Source organism: Caballeronia hypogeia, assembly GCF_001544875.2.
GTDB classification, from domain to species: Bacteria; Pseudomonadota; Gammaproteobacteria; order Burkholderiales; family Burkholderiaceae; genus Caballeronia; species Caballeronia hypogeia.
The window spans coordinates 134679-149163 of record NZ_FCOA02000004.1 but is presented as its reverse complement, the minus strand read 5'-3'; the positions used below and the strand labels follow the sequence as shown (position 1 = coordinate 149163).

Here is a 14485-nt window from a genome sequence, read left to right as displayed (position 1 = left end):
GAAAAACTGCTGAAGACGCCGATTCACGCGCAATGGCGGAACGAACCGGCGGCACGCCGGCCCGCAGGGGGGGGGAAGACGGCCGGGTGTCAAGGCGAATCGTTGGCGGCAAGCGGCTCGGGGCGCTCCGGAGTATGCGGTGTGTGAGCGTTGCGCAGGCGCATGATCGTCTGGCGCGAAGTATTGAGCGAGCGAGCGATTTCGGTGATGGTCATTCCGGCGTTCAACGCGGCCATCGCCTGCCGCTGTTGTGCGCTCGTGAGCGAACTCGGCCGGCCCTGCACGATGCCGCGCTCCTTCGCGGCGCTCGCCGCTTCGCGGGCGCGGCTGCGGCGTGTGACTCGCTCCAGGTCTGCCGCGAGCCGCAGCGCCTGCATGAACGGCTCGCCCTCGCCGTCGCAGAGGTTTGTTTTGCCGACCGCAAGACAGACGGTGGAAATGCCGCGACGCTTGAGCTGGTCGATCGTCGCGACGACGTCGGCGACGCTGTTGCCGAGAGACCAGAGCTTGGTCGTGACCAGGGTGTCGCCTGCCTGCAGCCGGCGCAGCGCGCGCTGGAACGCGGGGCGCGAAGTCATGGTCGTCGTGCAGCTGCAACGCTCGACGAAGACCCCGCTCATATCCACGAAGTAGCCGGCTGCATCGATGTCGAACAGTTCGCTCTCGTGCGTCGGCACGCCCCGGCTTTCCTCGAATACATAAACGACGAGTGACATTGGTCCGCACCTTTCTCCGTTTCAGGACGCTCGCATGTTCGAGTATGACAGCGACCGGAACCCATGCAAGGTACGTAATCCACGCCATTCGGCCAGACATTCATGAACATCGGGAGACGAGCAGACTCGCCCACGACGCAGCCGGAAAGCAAGGGGAGGTTCTTTGTTTAGGCGGCCGCGGTGGCGTGCCAAAGGCGCCGGTCTACGTCGTTTTTTCCGGCCATCAGGGCGAACGCGCGAGCTTCGTCTGCGCCGGTGAAATGTCCGAGGACACCGCTTGCGCGCTGGAGTCCGTCGCCATCGCAGATGATGGTCATGGCCGCATAGAGGCCGCCGTCGAACGCGGCCAGGGGCGTGATGACAAAGCCGCGATAACTCACCTGGAACTGATTCATGGCGCCTCTCTCTCTTCGATCTAATGACTCTCGTCGCTCTTTTTATGGCGGTCGTTCAGCCGCCGATGAGCTGTGCGGTGATTTTCCATTAGATGAATAAAGCGGCGATTAGGGAAAACCAGCAATATTTGCTGTCCGAAAGCGTCGCTTTTTCTCCCCGGTCTTTAGAGTTCCGGACGCGTCAGATCCGCCTGCACCACTTCATCGCCGTGCTTGAGCGCGGCGGCCACGGCGTCCGCCTTGGTCGCGAAGGGTCCGATGCTGCCCGCGCCATCGAACGGAAACAGCAATTTGCCGTCGGTCTTGCGCACCACTTTCAGAGTGCCGAAGAAACCGCTTGCGCTGCTGCCCCGGTACGACGCATAGATCTGGAAATCATCAGCCGTCGCGCCGGGCGTCGGTTTGACCAGCCGTGTCGAAAACAGGACCAGCTTGGGGCGTTTGCCATTCGATTGACTCACGAAGATCACCGCGTCTTAAGTCCCGATGGATTCATTGTGGAACGGCCGGGCCCGGATCGCGCTGTACGTAAGCCACGGGTTCCAGAGTTTTTCATCGCGCGACGCATTTGCGCGGCATGGCCATTGCTCAAATCACTCTCAAGCTCAGTCCGGAGAAGTCATGTCGCTGCAACCTGCCCGTCAGCTTCGTTTCTACCCGGCGTTTGAAGCAGCATCCGAAGATGCGCGGGGAGGCGCAATCGACCTTGGAGAATGAACGCAACGCCCGGACGTCCAACCGCTTCACCGGCAATGAACAACAAAAAAGATGAGAGAACCGTCGATGCAGGCAACGATCATTTCACACGAAAAACCCGCCGACCCTTCTTCCGTGGAGGTGCATCGGTTCAAGTTCAGAATCGACGACGAGCAATCGGGGACCATGACCGAATCCATTTCGCTGCGCACGGCGCGCGTGCTGGTCGATCATTTCCAGGACGGCAACGCGTTCATCCGCATGCTGAAGGCGATCGTCGCCGCGCATTTCGACGAGTACGACGATCTGCTCGGACGCGTGTACATCGATCATCGCGGCAAGCCTGCGTAGCGCAAGAGAACGTTACGCGCGCAGGCTGCGCAGAATCTCCGCCGCCGCCCGCGCCGCGACCTGACAGCCCAGCACGATATGCGCGTCCGCCGTGTCTTCGATGAAGTCATGGCTCACGCCGCCAATGCTCGGCACGAACAGCATGCACGCCGGCACATGATGCGCCAGCACCTGCGCATCGTGCGACGCGCCGCTCGGCATGGGCTCCCATGCTCCCGGCGCAAGCGCTTGCGCGGCGTGCGCGAGATGCGTCTGCAACGCGGCGTCCATCGTGACGGGTTCCTCGGGCGGCTCGCTGCCGGCAATGGCGACGCTCACCTTTTCGCGCGCATTGAAGTCGCGGACCAGCCCGGCCAGCGCGCTTTCCATCGCGCGCAGGCGTTCCGCGCTGGCGTCGCGGAATTGCAGATGCAGTTCGGCCGCGCCCGGCACCACGCTGAACGAGCCGGGGTCGAGCTCGATACGCCCGACGGTCCAGACCGTGTCGGCATCGGCTAGTTGGCGGAATGCTTCGTCCATGCGCGCAATGAAAGCAACCAGCGCCGCGCCCGCGTCACGGCGAATCGACATGGGCGTCGTGCCCGCGTGATTGCGCTGGCCGGTGAAGCGCAGCCTGAGTTCGCGAATGCCGACGATGGTCGTCACCACGCCGATGGACTTGCCGTGCGCCTCCAGCCGCCCGCCCTGCTCGATGTGCGGCTCCAGATACGCCTTGTGTCTCGCCCGGTCGATAAGCACGCGCGGCGTCGCGGCGAGACCGGCATGTCCGAGCGCATCGGCGAGCAGGAGGCCGTCGCGATTGCGGGCGTTGCGGATCGCTTCATCGACCGGTTCGCCGGTGAAACTGCGGCTGCCGAGAAAGCCCGAGAAGGTGCCCTCTTCGTCGATCCACGACGCGACGTCCACCGCGAACTCGCGCGTTTCCTCGCATTCGCCGAGCGCGCGGGCGATTTCCAGCCCGTAGATGACGCCCAGCGCGCCGTCGAGCCAGCCGCCGGTGGGCTGCGTGTCGGTGTGCGAGCCGATCAGCAACGCGGGACCGGCATTGCGCGAGCGGCCGAACACCGTGCCGACGCCGTCGATGCTCGCGTCGAGCCCCGCTTCGGTCATGCGTCCGGCGAGCCAGCGGCGCGCGTCCATATCGACGGCAGACAGCGACAGACGCACGACGCCGGGCCCGGTCGCACCGAAGCTGCGCAGGTGGCGAAGGTCGTTCAGAAGGCGCTCGGGGTCGATCTTCGGCACGGCGTGTCCTTTATATGCGAATGAGAGTGTGAAAAAGCCGATTATCGCGCGCGCTCTCAGCCCTGCGGCGTCGCGCGCGCCTCGCGCCGCACTTCCTGCGGCGGCAGGCCGAAGCCGCGCATGAAGGCCTCGCGCATGTGGCGCCGGTCGCGAAAGCCGGTTTCCTGCGCGATGGTTTCCAGCGAATGACGGCTCTGCTCGATCATCAGCCGCGCCGCTTCGAGCCGCAATCCTTCGATGGCCTTCGCCGGCGATTGACCGGTTTCCTGCGCGAACACGCGGCTGAACTGGCGCGGACTCAGATGCGCCTCGCCCGCCAGTTCCTCGACCGTGAGCGGCCGGTTCAGGTGCTGGCGCGCGTAGTTCAGCGCGTTCTGGATGCGGTCGGACTTCGGCGCGAGATCGAGCATTTCCGAATGCTGCGACTGCCCGCCCGCGCGCCGCTGATGCATGACGAGCTTGTGCGCGACCGAGCGCGCGATGTCCGCGCCGAGGTCCTTCTCGACCATCGCGAGCGCGAGATCGAAGCCCGCCGTCATGCCCGCCGAGGTCCAGATCGGACCATCGACGATGAAGATGCGGTCTTCCTCCACGCGCACGTCGGGGAACAGGCGCTGCATGTCGCGCGCATAGAACCAGTGCGTGGTCGCGCGCCGGTTGGCGAGCAGGCCCGCTTGCGCCAGCACGAAGCCGCCGGTGCAGATGCCCGCGATGCGCCGCGAACGCGTGCTCGCGCGCCGCAGGAACGCGAGCAGCGCGGCGGACGGCGGATCGGTGAGCGGCGTGTTGACGCCCGTGGCGATCCACGTGTCCATCGCGGTGCGCGCGGTGAGCGCGCGCGTGTCGACCTTCATGCCGAGCGACGAGCGCACCTCGCCGCCCTCGACCGAATAGCTTTCGATGCTGTAGAACGCCTCGCCCGCCGTCTCGTTCGCGTACTCGAACACCGACTGCGACGCGAGCGTCATGACCTGAAAGCCGTCGCTCAGCAAGTATCCGATCCGATGCATGTCCGAAATCCCGCCATGTCCTGAAAAAGCACCATATACGTCATTTGCGCCACGGTCAAACCGGACCAGAATTCACTCACGCAAACCTACCTGTTTCCGAACGGAGTGAAATCATGACGCAGGAAAACCTTGGCACCGCGCTCGTCACGGGCGCATCTTCGGGCATCGGCGCGGTCTATGCGGAGCGCCTCGCGCGGCGCGGCTACGACCTCGTTCTCGTCGCGCGCAATCGCGACCGGCTCGCGGCGCTCGCGCAGCGCATCACCGACGAGACGCGCCGCAGCGTCGAAATCATCGACGCCGATCTGAGCGAGAGCCGCGCCCTTGCCGCTGTCGAAGCAAAGCTGAAGGAAGACGCGAGCATCACGCTCGTCGTGAACAATGCGGGCGTCGGCACGCATACGCCCCTGCTCGACAGCGACGTCGATTCGATGACCCGCATGATCGCGCTCAACGTGACGGCGCTCACGCGCCTGACCTACGCGGCCGTGCCCGGCTTCGTCGCGCGCGGCCGGGGCGCGGTCATCAATATCGCGTCGATCGTGAGCATCGCGCCGGAGATCCTCAACGGCGTGTACGGCGGCACCAAGGCGTTCGTGCTCGCGTTCAGCCAGTCGCTGCATCGCGAGCTGGCGGACAAGGGCGTGCGCATTCAGGCCGTGCTGCCGGGCGCCACCGCCACCGATTTCTGGGAAACGGGCGGCCTGCCGATCGAGAACCTCGACCGCGAAATCGTCATGTCGGCGAGCGATCTGGTCGATGCCGCGCTCGTCGGTTTCGACCGGGGCGAGCTCGTGACGATTCCGCCGCTGCACGACGGCGCGAAATGGGACGCCTACGAAGCACTGCGTCAGGCGATGGCGCCCGAGCTTTCCACCAGTACGCCGGCCGCGCGTTACGCCGCTGTCTGATCCGCCCACGCACGAATCGAGGAAAACACATCATGAAGCGGCTGGGTCAATGCGGCGAGGCCGTCTCCGAAGAGCAGCAGGCCCTTGCGGCGGCCGATCCAGTCGCTCAGCGATCCCGAAAAAGACCTTTACGATCATCGCGGTCGCCTCGGCGGCGCTTTCGAGCGCGCCGAGCGCGGTGACGGTCATTCCCATTGCCGTCACGAGATAGATCGGCAGCAGCGCGCACCAGCTCGGATGACAGGTTCATGAAGAGGCTGACGAGGTCCAGCGCCCAGACGGTGCGGGAGATGGGCGGGCGCGGTGTCATCGACTCGGGCGCGGGCGGCGAGTGGAGTCGGGTTCATCGTGCCAAAAAAATTGCCCCGCTTGGAGCGGGGCAATTTCACTTTCTGCAACCTCGAGTCGAATCAGGTCACCGGCGCCGGATTGAACAGCACAAGCGCGTTATGCAGCTTCAACGCTTCCGCCTTCGTCTGCTTCCTGCCGCTCGCGACATCCAGCATCAGCCGGAACAGCTCCCAGCCCACATCCGCGATAGTCGCCTCGCCCGTCGCGATGGTGCCCGCGTTCACGTCCATCAGATCGTGCCAGCGGCGCGCGAGATCCGAGCGCGTCGCGACCTTCAGCACCGGCACTTCGGCCAGGCTGTACGGCGTGCCGCGCCCGGTCGTGAACACGTGCAGGTTGATGCCCGCCGCGAGCTGCAGCGTGCCGCAGATGAAATCGCTCGCGGGCGTCGACGCGTAGATCAGACCCTTCTGCTTCACCTTCTCACCCGGCGACAACACGCCCGAGATCGCGGAGCTGCCCGACTTGACGATCGAACCCATCGCCTTCTCGACGATGTTCGACAAGCCGCCCTTCTTGTTGCCCGGCGTCGTATTCGCGCTGCGGTCCGCGCCGCCGCGCTTCAGATAATCGTCGTACCACTGCATCTCGCGGATGATCGCCTGCGCCACTTCGCCGTTCGCCGCGCGCGCCGTCAGTTGCGCCACGCCGTCGCGCACTTCGGTGACTTCCGAGAACATGACGGTCGCGCCCGCGCGCACCAGCAAGTCGGTCGCGAAACCAACCGCCGGATTCGCCGTGAGACCGGAGAACGCATCGCTGCCGCCGCACTGCACGCCAACAACGAGATCCGCAGCGGAACACGTCTCGCGCCGGCGATTGTTCAGGCGCTTCAGATGCGTGTCGGCCATACGCATGATCGACTCGATCATCGAGCCGAAGCCGACATGTGCCTCGTCCTGCAATACGACCGTGCCACCGTTGTCGTCGTGCGTGTTGTCGCCGATATCGGCCACGTCTTCCGTTTCCGCCGATGCCGCCGCAATGGGAATCGTGCCCGGCGGCATCAGACGTTCGGGCTGGAGCTTCTCGCAGCCCAGCGAAACCATCATCACTTCGCCGCCGAAGTTCGGATTCAGCGCGATATTGCGCACCGTGCGAATCGGCACCATCGCGTCGGGTGCGTCGATGGCCACGCCGCAGCCGTACGTGTGACCGAGGCTCACGACGTCATCGACATTCGGGTATTGCGGCAGCAGTTCGGTCTTGATGCGCGTGACCGCGTGCTGCACCACGTCCGCCACGCATTGCACGGTCGTCGTGATCGCGAGAATGTTGCGCGTGCCCACCGAGCCGTCGGCGTTGCGATAACCCTCGAACGTAAAGCCTTCCAGCGGCGATTCGTCCGGCGCCTTGATCGTGGCGATGGGCAGGTCGTGCAGTTCGGGCGAAGCCGGCATGCGCGTGACGTGCTCATTGATCCAGCTTCCCTTCGGCAGCGCCTTGGTCGCATAGCCGATCACGACGTTATAGCGGATCACCGCGTCGCCTTCCGCGAGATCCTTCAGAGCGACCTTGTGACCTTGCGGCACGCGCTCGCGCAGCACGAGGCCATCGGCGAACGTCGCGCCTTCGCCGAGACCGCCGTCATTCACGACGATCGCGACGTTGTCGTCCGGGTGCACACGTATATAGAGAGGGGATTGATTCATTCTGACGAATCCTTGAACAGACACACCGCGCGGACCGCGGCTGGAGTTATGTCATCCTACAACATAGAACGTCACAAAGCATAAGTATTTACCCGAATTCGTTGATTATACTGGCATAAATCGATTGTACGATGACTCTCCATGTTGTACGATGACTTATAAGCTCGGCACCCGCCGGTGGCTGATTATCGAGATAGATCACCATGACGACTCCGCAAGAACTGAAGCAAATCGTTTCCGAAGGCCTGCTCTCCTTCCCCGTGACGGACTTCGACCAGCAAGGCAACTTCCGCGCTGACACGTATGCGGAGCGCCTCGAATGGCTGGCTCCGTACGGTGCTTCGGCGCTGTTCGTCGCGGGCGGCACGGGCGAATTCTTCTCGCTGACGCAACCCGAATATTCGCAGATCGTGAAGACGGCCACCGAAGTGTGCCGTGGCAAGGTGCCCATTCTGGCGGGCGCGGGCGGCCCGACCCGCACGGCCATCGCGTTCGCGCAGGAAGCAGAGAAGCAAGGCGCGCACGGCGTCCTGCTGATGCCGCACTACCTGACCGAAGCGTCGCAGGACGGCATCCGCGTGCACGCCGAAGAGGTGTGCAAGGCCGTGCCGAACATGGGCGTGATCATCTACAACCGCGCGAATTCGAAGCTCAACGCAGACATGCTGGAGCAGCTCGCGGACTCGTGCCCTAACCTGATCGGCTTCAAGGACGGCGTGGGCGAAATCGAAAACATGGTGACGATCCGCCGTCGCCTGGGCGACCGCTTCTCGTACCTCGGCGGCCTGCCGACCGCTGAAGTCTACGCAGCGGCGTACAAGGCGCTGGGCGTGCCCGTGTACTCGTCGGCGGTGTTCAACTTCATTCCGAAGACCGCAATGGAGTTCTACCGCGCGATCGCCGCTGACGACCATGCAACGGTCGGCAAGCTGATCGACGAATTCTTCCTGCCGTACCTGAAGATCCGTAACCGCAAGGCGGGCTATGCGGTGTCGATCGTCAAGGCGGGCGCGAAGCTGGTCGGCCACGACGCGGGTCCGGTGCGCGCACCGCTGACCGATCTGACGGAAGAAGAGCTCGAACAGCTCGACGTGCTGATCAAGAAGCTCGGCGCGCAGTAAATCCGCATCAACAGGAGACAAGCGAAGCGCGGGAGCGCGCGATGCCGCGAAGGCATCGTGTGTCGCTTCGCTGACGAGGGCCGCTTAAGAACGAATTAAGCGGCCCTCCGTGCATCAGCACGTTTGAAAGGGGGAAATCCATGTCAACGACGAGTCGCGCCGCGAGTCCCGCGGATGTCATGAAGCGCACCAAGGTGCGCTATCTCATTCTGTTGCTGATCTTCGTGATCACGACGTTCAACTACGCGGATCGCGCGACGCTGTCCGTCACCGGCTCCGCGATGCGCGCCGAATTCGGCTTCGACGCGATCCGCATGGGTTACATCTTCTCGGCGTTCAGCTGGGCGTATGTCCTTTCGCAAGTGCCCGCGGGCTGGCTGCTCGATCGCTTCGGCGCGCGGCGCGTGTATGCGGCGAGCATCTTCCTGTGGTCGCTCTTCACGCTGCTGCAAAGCTCCATCGGCCTGCTCGGCAGCGCGGCGACGGCGGTCACGGCGCTGTTCGTGCTGCGCTTCGCGATGGGCGCGGCGGAAGCGCCCGCGTTCCCGGCCAACGCCAAGGTGGTCGCGAGCTGGTTCCCGACGAAGGAGCGCGGCACGGCGTCGGCCATCTTCAATTCGGCGCAGTACTTCGCGGCGGTCGTGTTCACGCCGTTGATGGCGTGGCTCACGCATGAATTCGGCTGGCATCACGTGTATATCGTGATGGGTGTCGCGGGTCTGCTGCTCGCCGTGACGTGGCTGTCCGTCATGAAGAATCCCGTCGATCATCCGCGCGTGAACAAGCAGGAACTCGAATACATAGAGGAAGGCGGCGGTCTCGTGCATGGGCATCAGCGCGCGGGCGGCGCGGCCCGCGCCTCAGGAAACCGCTCAGGCAATCGCGTGGGCTGGCCCGTGGTCAAGCAATTGATCAGCAATCGCATGCTGCTGGGCGTGTATCTCGCGCAGTACTGCATCAACGTGCTGACGTACTTCTTCCTGACGTGGTTCCCGATCTATCTCGTGCAGGCGCGTCACATGACGATCCTGAAGGCCGGCTTCGTCGCGTCCTTGCCGGCGATCTGCGGCTTCGCGGGCGGCGTGCTCGGCGGCGTGATCTCCGACGCGCTCATCCGTCGCGGCAACTCGCTGACCGTCGCGCGCAAGGTGCCGATTGTCGGCGGCATGCTGCTGTCGTCGTGCATCATCGGCTGCAATTACGTGAACACGGACTGGGTCGTGGTCGGTCTGATGTCGCTGGCGTTCTTCGGCAAGGGCATCGGCGCACTGGGCTGGGCCGTGGTCGCTGATACGTCGCCGAAGGAAGCCATCGGCCTGTCGGGCTCGATCTTCAACATGTTCGGCAACGTGGCGGGCATCGTGACGCCGATCGTGATCGGCTATCTCGTCGCCGAGTCGGGATCGTTCAACGGCGCGCTGGCGTTCGTCGGCATCAATGCGCTGATTACCGTGTTCAGCTATCTCGTGATCGTGAAGGACATCAAGCGTGTGGAATTGAAGTTCTGATTCACCACCACTTGCTGATGAAAAGCCCGTTCTGTGCAGACAGAACGGGCTTTTTCATTTCTGTTGCTTCGATCAGGCGTGAATCACGTCGATGCGCAGCGCCTCGCCGCCATCGACGATCGCGAGCAGGCGATCGACATTCGGATGCGCGCCCGGACGATTGCGCGCATCGGTGGTGTGCTCCGCGAACACGGCGAGCGCGTGTTCGGCGGCTTTCGCGTCGAGCGTGCCGAAGCTCTGCCGCAGATAGTTGTACACGGCGAGCGAGCCTTGCTTGCCCGGCTTGTTCTCGATGCTCGCGACCACGCTGCCCTGCCCGTCCACCAGACTGATGCGCTCGATGCCATCGATGGCGGGCAATTGGGCCAGGTTGTCCTTGAATACGTTGCTCGGCTGAATCACGGAAGACACTCCACGTTATGAGTTGATGATGCGAGGCGCAGTATCTTAGCGCAGCGCTTCGATCGTGCTCGCGAGTTCTATCGTCCCTTCTTCGATGACACGCGCCGTGATGCCGCCGAATCCGCGCACCGCGTTATAGCCGCCCACGCCGAACGTCTCTTCCATGCGCGAGCACGGATGACATTCACCGCTCGCCTCCAGCACCGCTTGACCGATGCGAAACCGCCGGTCCTTCAGCGCATTGAGATTGATGCCCGAGGTGACGATGTTGCGCCGCAAGTCGCCGGGCGACACACCGTGGAGACCGAGATGAGCGGCGATCGCGCACAGGCTCTCCGTCTGGATCAGCGTGACCTGGCGATTGCCGTCGCGGCGGCTGTAGTGATCACCATCGAGACCCGCGCCCGTGATCGCGCGCGCGGAATCGACCACCTGAAGCGGTTTGCGGCGCGCCACGCGCAGGCCGATCCATACGACATGACCCGGCCGTACCGGCGCATTCATGAGGCGGGCAAGCGGGGAATCGGGATTGAGCGGCATGAAAGGATGAGGTGAGAACGGTCTCGCCCGATTCTACGCGGCAAGGCATGGCCCAGTACAAAGTTCATTTCTTGGACCTTCAGGCCAGGCCATCGCGCGGATATCGTCCGTGTCATGCAACGTGGAGATTACGCATGAACACATCCATCACCTTCCGGCATCTCGATTCGCCCGACGACTGGGCGCGCGCGTTCGACGTAATGAAGGAATTGCGCCCGCACCTGACGAACGTCGACGCTTTCGGCGCGCAACTGCGCAAGCAACGCGAGGAATGTTATCGCCTGCTCGCCGCGTGCGACGAAGCCGGCACGATACTCGGCCTCGCCGGTTATCGCACGCAAACCAATCTGCTGTATGGCCGCTTCGTCTACGTCGACGATCTCGTCGTCACGGCGAAGCTGCAACGCAGCGGTATCGGCGCGAGCCTGCTCGAACGCGTTCGCGAGATCGCGCGGCATTCGCGTTGCGCGCATTTCGTGCTCGATACCGGCCTGCACATGCCGCTCGCGCAGCGCTTCTATTTTCGTAACGGTCTGCTCGCGCGCGGCATGCATTTCGTCGAACCGCTCGTGCAGCGCGACAAGGAGCGCACGCGATGAAAGTGCTCTTCATCAACGCGAGCCCGCATGGCGCGGCGAGTCACGGTTATCGGCTCGCGCTCGACATGATCGATACCTTGCGCCGAAACTCGCGCGTGGAAACGATCGAACGCGATCTCGTCGCGAAGCCGCTGCCGCCCATCACGAGCGACTATGCGCGCGCCATTACATCGCGCGCGCCGGATGCGAGCCAGTTCGACGTGTCCGAGCAACTCATCCGCGAAATCGAAACGACGGATGCGCTCGTCATCAACACGCCGATGCACAACTTCACCGTGCCCGCGACGTTGAAACTGTGGATCGATTACGTGCTGCGGATTCATCGCACGTTCGCGGCGACGCCCGAAGGCAAGATCGGGTTGATGCGCGACCGGCCGGCGTTCGTGATCGTCGGCTCGGGCGGTTTTCATAGCGGCGAGCATGCGCGTCAGTGCGACTTTCTCACGCCGTATCTGCGTTACGCGCTCGGGTCCATCGGCTTGCAGAGCCTGCATTTTCTTCTGCTGCAGGGACTCGTGCGCGGCGATGAGGCCGTGGCGGAAGCCTTGCGAAGCGCACGCGAGCACATCGCGCGTCACGCGCTGTTCGCATCCGACGACGACATCGTCACGCCTCAGGCGTCGTAAGCGTCATAAGCGTCATAAGCGCGCCGCAACATGCGCGCGAGTCGCGTGGCTTCGGCGGCATCGCCGACATTTGCGAAGCCCGCGACGATGCCACGCAACATCGGCTTCGTGCGCGCGTTCAGATACCACGCCGACAGCGCGATCACCGCGAGACCCGACTCGCGCGCGCGAGCGGCGATCGCCATGTCATCGACGGGACCGTCGGGACGCGCATTGAAGATCGCGACGAGATGCATGCCGCCGGTCGGCAAGTCGATGCTCACACGTTCGCCGAACGCCTTCACGATCGCATTCGCGAGCAACGCACGCCGCTCCGCATAGAGCGCGCGCATGCGCTTCAGATGCCGCGCGAAATGCCCTTGCGCGATGAAATCCGCCACCGCCGCCTGATAGAGATAAGGCGATCCCGCATTCATGCTCTTCGTGAGCTGCTCGAAGCGCGGCACGGCGCGCTCGGGCGCGACCACATACGAAAGCCGCAAGCCCGGAAACAGCACCTTGCTGAAGGTGCCGCAATAAATCACGCGATCGTCGCGATCGAGGCTCTTCAGCGCGGGCAACGGGCGGCCCACGTAACGAAACTCGCTGTCGTAGTCGTCCTCGACGATCCAGCTTCCCGCGCGGCTCGCCCAGTCGAGCAGCTTCATGCGCCGCGCGAGCGAAAGCGTCATGCCGAGCGGGCTCTGATGCGAAGGCGTCACGAACGCGAAGCGCGCATCGGCTTCGAGCGCGATGCCCGCATCGACATCGAGGCCTTCGTCGTCCACGGGAACGGGCACGAGCCGCAAGCCGGCTTCCATCAGAAAGTTACGCGCGAGCAGATAGCCCGGCTCCTCGAACCACGCGCGATCGCCCGGCGTGGCGAGACCGCGCAGCACGAGTTCGAGCGTCGCGCGATAGCCGTTGGTCACGAACACCTGCTCCGGCACGCATTCCACGCCGCGCGACAGGCCCACGTAGGTCGCGATGCGCTCACGCAGCGGCCCGTACCCCGACGGCTCCGGATACGTGAGCGTGGCGAGATCGCCACTGCGCGCGCGGTACGCGACGAGCCGGCTCCACAGCTTGCGCGGAAACGCATCGAGCGCGGGCAGTCCGGGGCGCAGCGGCTTTGCGTCGTTGCCGACATCCGCCGCAGCCTCTGCTCGCTTCGTGCGCGGCGGCGCTGTGCGTTCGCGAGTCTTGCGCGCGGACGCAAGCGTGGCCGACGCCGGCAGCGACGAAGAAACGAACGTGCCCGCCGCGCCGCGCATCTGCAGATAGCCTTCGTCGACGAGCATGTCATACGCCATCTCGACCGTGCCGCGCGCGGTGTTCAATTGCATGGCGAGGCCGCGCAGCGCGGGCACGCGATCGCCCGGCTTCAGATGTCCGGCCGCAATCGCCGCCTTGAAGCGCTCGCATATCTGCTGATAAATCGGCGACGACTCGCGACGGTCGATCGCGATCGTCAGCGTGTTTTCGGGCTTCGGCATCACGCGCCTCTTGGACTAGTTGATTCGACGATTCTTGTCCCTTTCTGCTGAGACATGATTGTCACACAATGACTTCACTTTCACTTTGACATGAGCGAGGACTGCACCATGAAGATCGTTGTTATCGGTGGTTCGGGTTTGATCGGCGCAAAAACGGTCGCGATTCTGCGCGCGAAGGGGCACGAAGCGGTGGCCGCGTCGCCGCGCAACGGCGTGAATGCCGTGACGGGCGAAGGACTGGAGCAGGCGCTTCACGGCGCGCAGGTCGTCATCGACGTATCGAACGCGCCTTCGTGGGCGCCCGACGACGTGCTGGCGTTCTTCCGCAACTCGACCACGAACCTCACAAAAGCCGAAACGGCGGCGGGCGTGAAACATCATGTCGCGCTGTCGGTGGTCGGCACGGACCGCATGCCCGACAACGGATACTTTCGCGCCAAGGTCGCGCAGGAGAAGCTGATCGCGGAGTCGGGCGTGCCGTACTCGATCATTCGCGCGACGCAGTTCATGGAGTTTCTCGGCGGCATTGCCGATGCCGGCGTGCAGGACGGCCGCGTGCATCTTTCGACGGGACAGTTCCAGCCGATCGCCGCCGACGATGTCGCCGCGATCGTCGCCGATGTCGCGCTCGGTGCGCCGCTGAACGGCATCGCCGATATCGCCGGGCCGGAGCGCGCGCCCTTGCATCGCATCGTCGGCGCGTTTTTGAAGGCGCAGGGCGACACGCGCGAGATCGTCGTCGATCCGGAGGCGACTTACTTCGGCGGCACCGTCAAGGAAGATTCGCTCGTGCCGACTGGCGAAGCGCGTCGCGGCGGCATCAGTCTCGAGCAATGGCTCGGACGCGCGCACGCGTGATGTGACAAGGGGCGCTCGTGCGCCCCTTT

At 64.1% G+C, this 14485-nt stretch carries 17 protein-coding genes and 1 pseudogene; 8 read left to right on the top strand and 10 right to left on the bottom strand.

The window, feature by feature from the left end; all coding sequences use genetic code 11:
- Window positions 1–89: 89 nt before the first annotated feature.
- The 3 genes from AWB79_RS09425 to AWB79_RS09415 form a co-directional block, all read right to left on the bottom strand.
- Window positions 90–716, bottom strand: coding sequence for a recombinase family protein (locus AWB79_RS09425; RefSeq protein ID WP_061167141.1), 627 nt, complete (start codon window positions 714–716; stop codon window positions 90–92).
- 167 nt (window positions 717–883) lie between these two features.
- Window positions 884–1111, bottom strand: a complete 228-nt coding sequence (locus AWB79_RS09420; protein WP_061167140.1) for a hypothetical protein — start codon at window positions 1109–1111, stop codon at window positions 884–886.
- Between the two features lie 164 nt (window positions 1112–1275).
- On the bottom strand, window positions 1276–1572 hold the full coding sequence (locus AWB79_RS09415; protein ID WP_374728534.1) for a DUF6723 family protein: 297 nt from the start codon (window positions 1570–1572) through the stop codon (window positions 1276–1278).
- A gap of 116 nt (window positions 1573–1688) precedes the next feature.
- On the opposite strand from AWB79_RS09415, the gene AWB79_RS09410 reads away from it, so the two are divergent.
- Window positions 1689–1883 carry a hypothetical protein gene (locus tag AWB79_RS09410; RefSeq protein ID WP_061167139.1) on the top strand — a complete coding sequence of 65 codons (195 nt, stop codon included), beginning with the start codon at window positions 1689–1691 and terminating at the stop codon, window positions 1881–1883.
- Between the two features lie 110 nt (window positions 1884–1993).
- Window positions 1994–2158: a hypothetical protein gene (locus AWB79_RS39400; protein ID WP_157695721.1), complete on the top strand. Its 165-nt coding sequence runs from the start codon at window positions 1994–1996 to the stop codon at window positions 2156–2158.
- A 12-nt stretch (window positions 2159–2170) separates the two neighbouring features.
- Here the strand turns inward: AWB79_RS39400 and AWB79_RS09400 are convergent, their stop codons facing one another.
- A complete protein-coding gene (locus AWB79_RS09400; RefSeq protein ID WP_061167137.1) occupies window positions 2171–3403 on the bottom strand; it encodes a Zn-dependent hydrolase in 1233 nt (410 codons plus the stop codon).
- A 56-nt stretch (window positions 3404–3459) separates the two neighbouring features.
- Window positions 3460–4413: a GlxA family transcriptional regulator gene (locus AWB79_RS09395; RefSeq protein WP_061167136.1), complete on the bottom strand. Its 954-nt coding sequence runs from the start codon at window positions 4411–4413 to the stop codon at window positions 3460–3462.
- A gap of 113 nt (window positions 4414–4526) precedes the next feature.
- Between AWB79_RS09395 and AWB79_RS09390 the strand changes: the two genes are divergently transcribed.
- Complete coding sequence (locus AWB79_RS09390) at window positions 4527–5324, top strand: SDR family NAD(P)-dependent oxidoreductase (RefSeq protein WP_061167135.1); 798 nt, start codon at window positions 4527–4529, stop codon at window positions 5322–5324.
- A 35-nt stretch (window positions 5325–5359) separates the two neighbouring features.
- On the opposite strand, the pseudogene AWB79_RS38120 reads toward AWB79_RS09390, so the two are convergent.
- Window positions 5360–5634: pseudogene (locus tag AWB79_RS38120) on the bottom strand (MFS transporter); the annotation flags it as partial.
- A 100-nt stretch (window positions 5635–5734) separates the two neighbouring features.
- Entirely contained in the window at window positions 5735–7327 is a 1593-nt protein-coding gene (garD, locus tag AWB79_RS09385) for a galactarate dehydratase (protein ID WP_061167134.1), read from the bottom strand.
- A gap of 203 nt (window positions 7328–7530) precedes the next feature.
- On the opposite strand from garD, the gene kdgD reads away from it, so the two are divergent.
- Together kdgD and AWB79_RS09375 are read left to right on the top strand one after the other, a co-directional pair.
- Window positions 7531–8448: a 5-dehydro-4-deoxyglucarate dehydratase gene (gene kdgD, locus AWB79_RS09380; RefSeq protein WP_061167133.1), complete on the top strand. Its 918-nt coding sequence runs from the start codon at window positions 7531–7533 to the stop codon at window positions 8446–8448.
- Between the two features lie 140 nt (window positions 8449–8588).
- A complete protein-coding gene (locus AWB79_RS09375) occupies window positions 8589–9956 on the top strand; it encodes an MFS transporter (RefSeq protein WP_061167132.1) in 1368 nt (455 codons plus the stop codon).
- A 72-nt stretch (window positions 9957–10028) separates the two neighbouring features.
- On the opposite strand, the gene AWB79_RS09370 is transcribed toward AWB79_RS09375, so the two are convergent.
- On the bottom strand, window positions 10029–10358 hold the full coding sequence (locus tag AWB79_RS09370; RefSeq protein ID WP_061167351.1) for a DUF2322 family protein: 330 nt from the start codon (window positions 10356–10358) through the stop codon (window positions 10029–10031).
- Window positions 10359–10403: 45 nt separating this feature from the next.
- A complete protein-coding gene (locus AWB79_RS09365) occupies window positions 10404–10898 on the bottom strand; it encodes an MOSC domain-containing protein (RefSeq protein ID WP_061167131.1) in 495 nt (164 codons plus the stop codon).
- A gap of 134 nt (window positions 10899–11032) precedes the next feature.
- Here AWB79_RS09365 and AWB79_RS09360 point away from each other — a divergent pair, with 134 nt between their 5' ends.
- The gene (locus tag AWB79_RS09360; protein WP_061167130.1) at window positions 11033–11497 is read left to right on the top strand and encodes a GNAT family N-acetyltransferase; all 465 of its coding nucleotides are present in this window, start codon (window positions 11033–11035) and stop codon (window positions 11495–11497) included.
- Window positions 11494–12123, top strand: a complete 630-nt coding sequence (locus tag AWB79_RS09355) for an FMN-dependent NADH-azoreductase (RefSeq protein ID WP_061167129.1) — start codon at window positions 11494–11496, stop codon at window positions 12121–12123. Before AWB79_RS09360 ends, AWB79_RS09355 begins: the two co-directional genes overlap by 4 nt.
- Here the strand turns inward: AWB79_RS09355 and pdxR are convergent.
- Window positions 12111–13598: a MocR-like pyridoxine biosynthesis transcription factor PdxR gene (gene pdxR, locus AWB79_RS09350; RefSeq protein ID WP_061167128.1), complete on the bottom strand. Its 1488-nt coding sequence runs from the start codon at window positions 13596–13598 to the stop codon at window positions 12111–12113. The two genes, AWB79_RS09355 and pdxR, sit on opposite strands and share 13 nt — an antisense overlap.
- Window positions 13599–13706: 108 nt before the next feature.
- On the opposite strand from pdxR, the gene AWB79_RS09345 reads away from it, so the two are divergent.
- A complete protein-coding gene (locus tag AWB79_RS09345) occupies window positions 13707–14456 on the top strand; it encodes an SDR family oxidoreductase (RefSeq protein WP_061167350.1) in 750 nt (249 codons plus the stop codon).
- Window positions 14457–14485: the final 29 nt, after the last annotated feature.

Coding starts and splice junctions, on each gene's coding strand:
- AWB79_RS09425 (WP_061167141.1), bottom strand. CDS start 716: ATGTCACTCGTCGTTTATGTATTCGAGGAAAGCCGGGGCGTGCCGACG.
- AWB79_RS09420 (WP_061167140.1), bottom strand. CDS start 1,111: ATGAATCAGTTCCAGGTGAGTTATCGCGGCTTTGTCATCACGCCCCTG.
- AWB79_RS09410 (WP_061167139.1), top strand. CDS start 1,689: ATGGCCATTGCTCAAATCACTCTCAAGCTCAGTCCGGAGAAGTCATGT.
- AWB79_RS39400 (WP_157695721.1), top strand. CDS start 1,994: ATGACCGAATCCATTTCGCTGCGCACGGCGCGCGTGCTGGTCGATCAT.
- AWB79_RS09395 (WP_061167136.1), bottom strand. CDS start 4,413: ATGCATCGGATCGGATACTTGCTGAGCGACGGCTTTCAGGTCATGACG.
- AWB79_RS09390 (WP_061167135.1), top strand. CDS start 4,527: ATGACGCAGGAAAACCTTGGCACCGCGCTCGTCACGGGCGCATCTTCG.
- garD (WP_061167134.1), bottom strand. CDS start 7,327: ATGAATCAATCCCCTCTCTATATACGTGTGCACCCGGACGACAACGTC.
- kdgD (WP_061167133.1), top strand. CDS start 7,531: ATGACGACTCCGCAAGAACTGAAGCAAATCGTTTCCGAAGGCCTGCTC.
- AWB79_RS09375 (WP_061167132.1), top strand. CDS start 8,589: ATGTCAACGACGAGTCGCGCCGCGAGTCCCGCGGATGTCATGAAGCGC.
- AWB79_RS09365 (WP_061167131.1), bottom strand. CDS start 10,898: ATGCCGCTCAATCCCGATTCCCCGCTTGCCCGCCTCATGAATGCGCCG.
- AWB79_RS09360 (WP_061167130.1), top strand. CDS start 11,033: ATGAACACATCCATCACCTTCCGGCATCTCGATTCGCCCGACGACTGG.
- AWB79_RS09355 (WP_061167129.1), top strand. CDS start 11,494: ATGAAAGTGCTCTTCATCAACGCGAGCCCGCATGGCGCGGCGAGTCAC.
- pdxR (WP_061167128.1), bottom strand. CDS start 13,598: ATGCCGAAGCCCGAAAACACGCTGACGATCGCGATCGACCGTCGCGAG.
- AWB79_RS09345 (WP_061167350.1), top strand. CDS start 13,707: ATGAAGATCGTTGTTATCGGTGGTTCGGGTTTGATCGGCGCAAAAACG.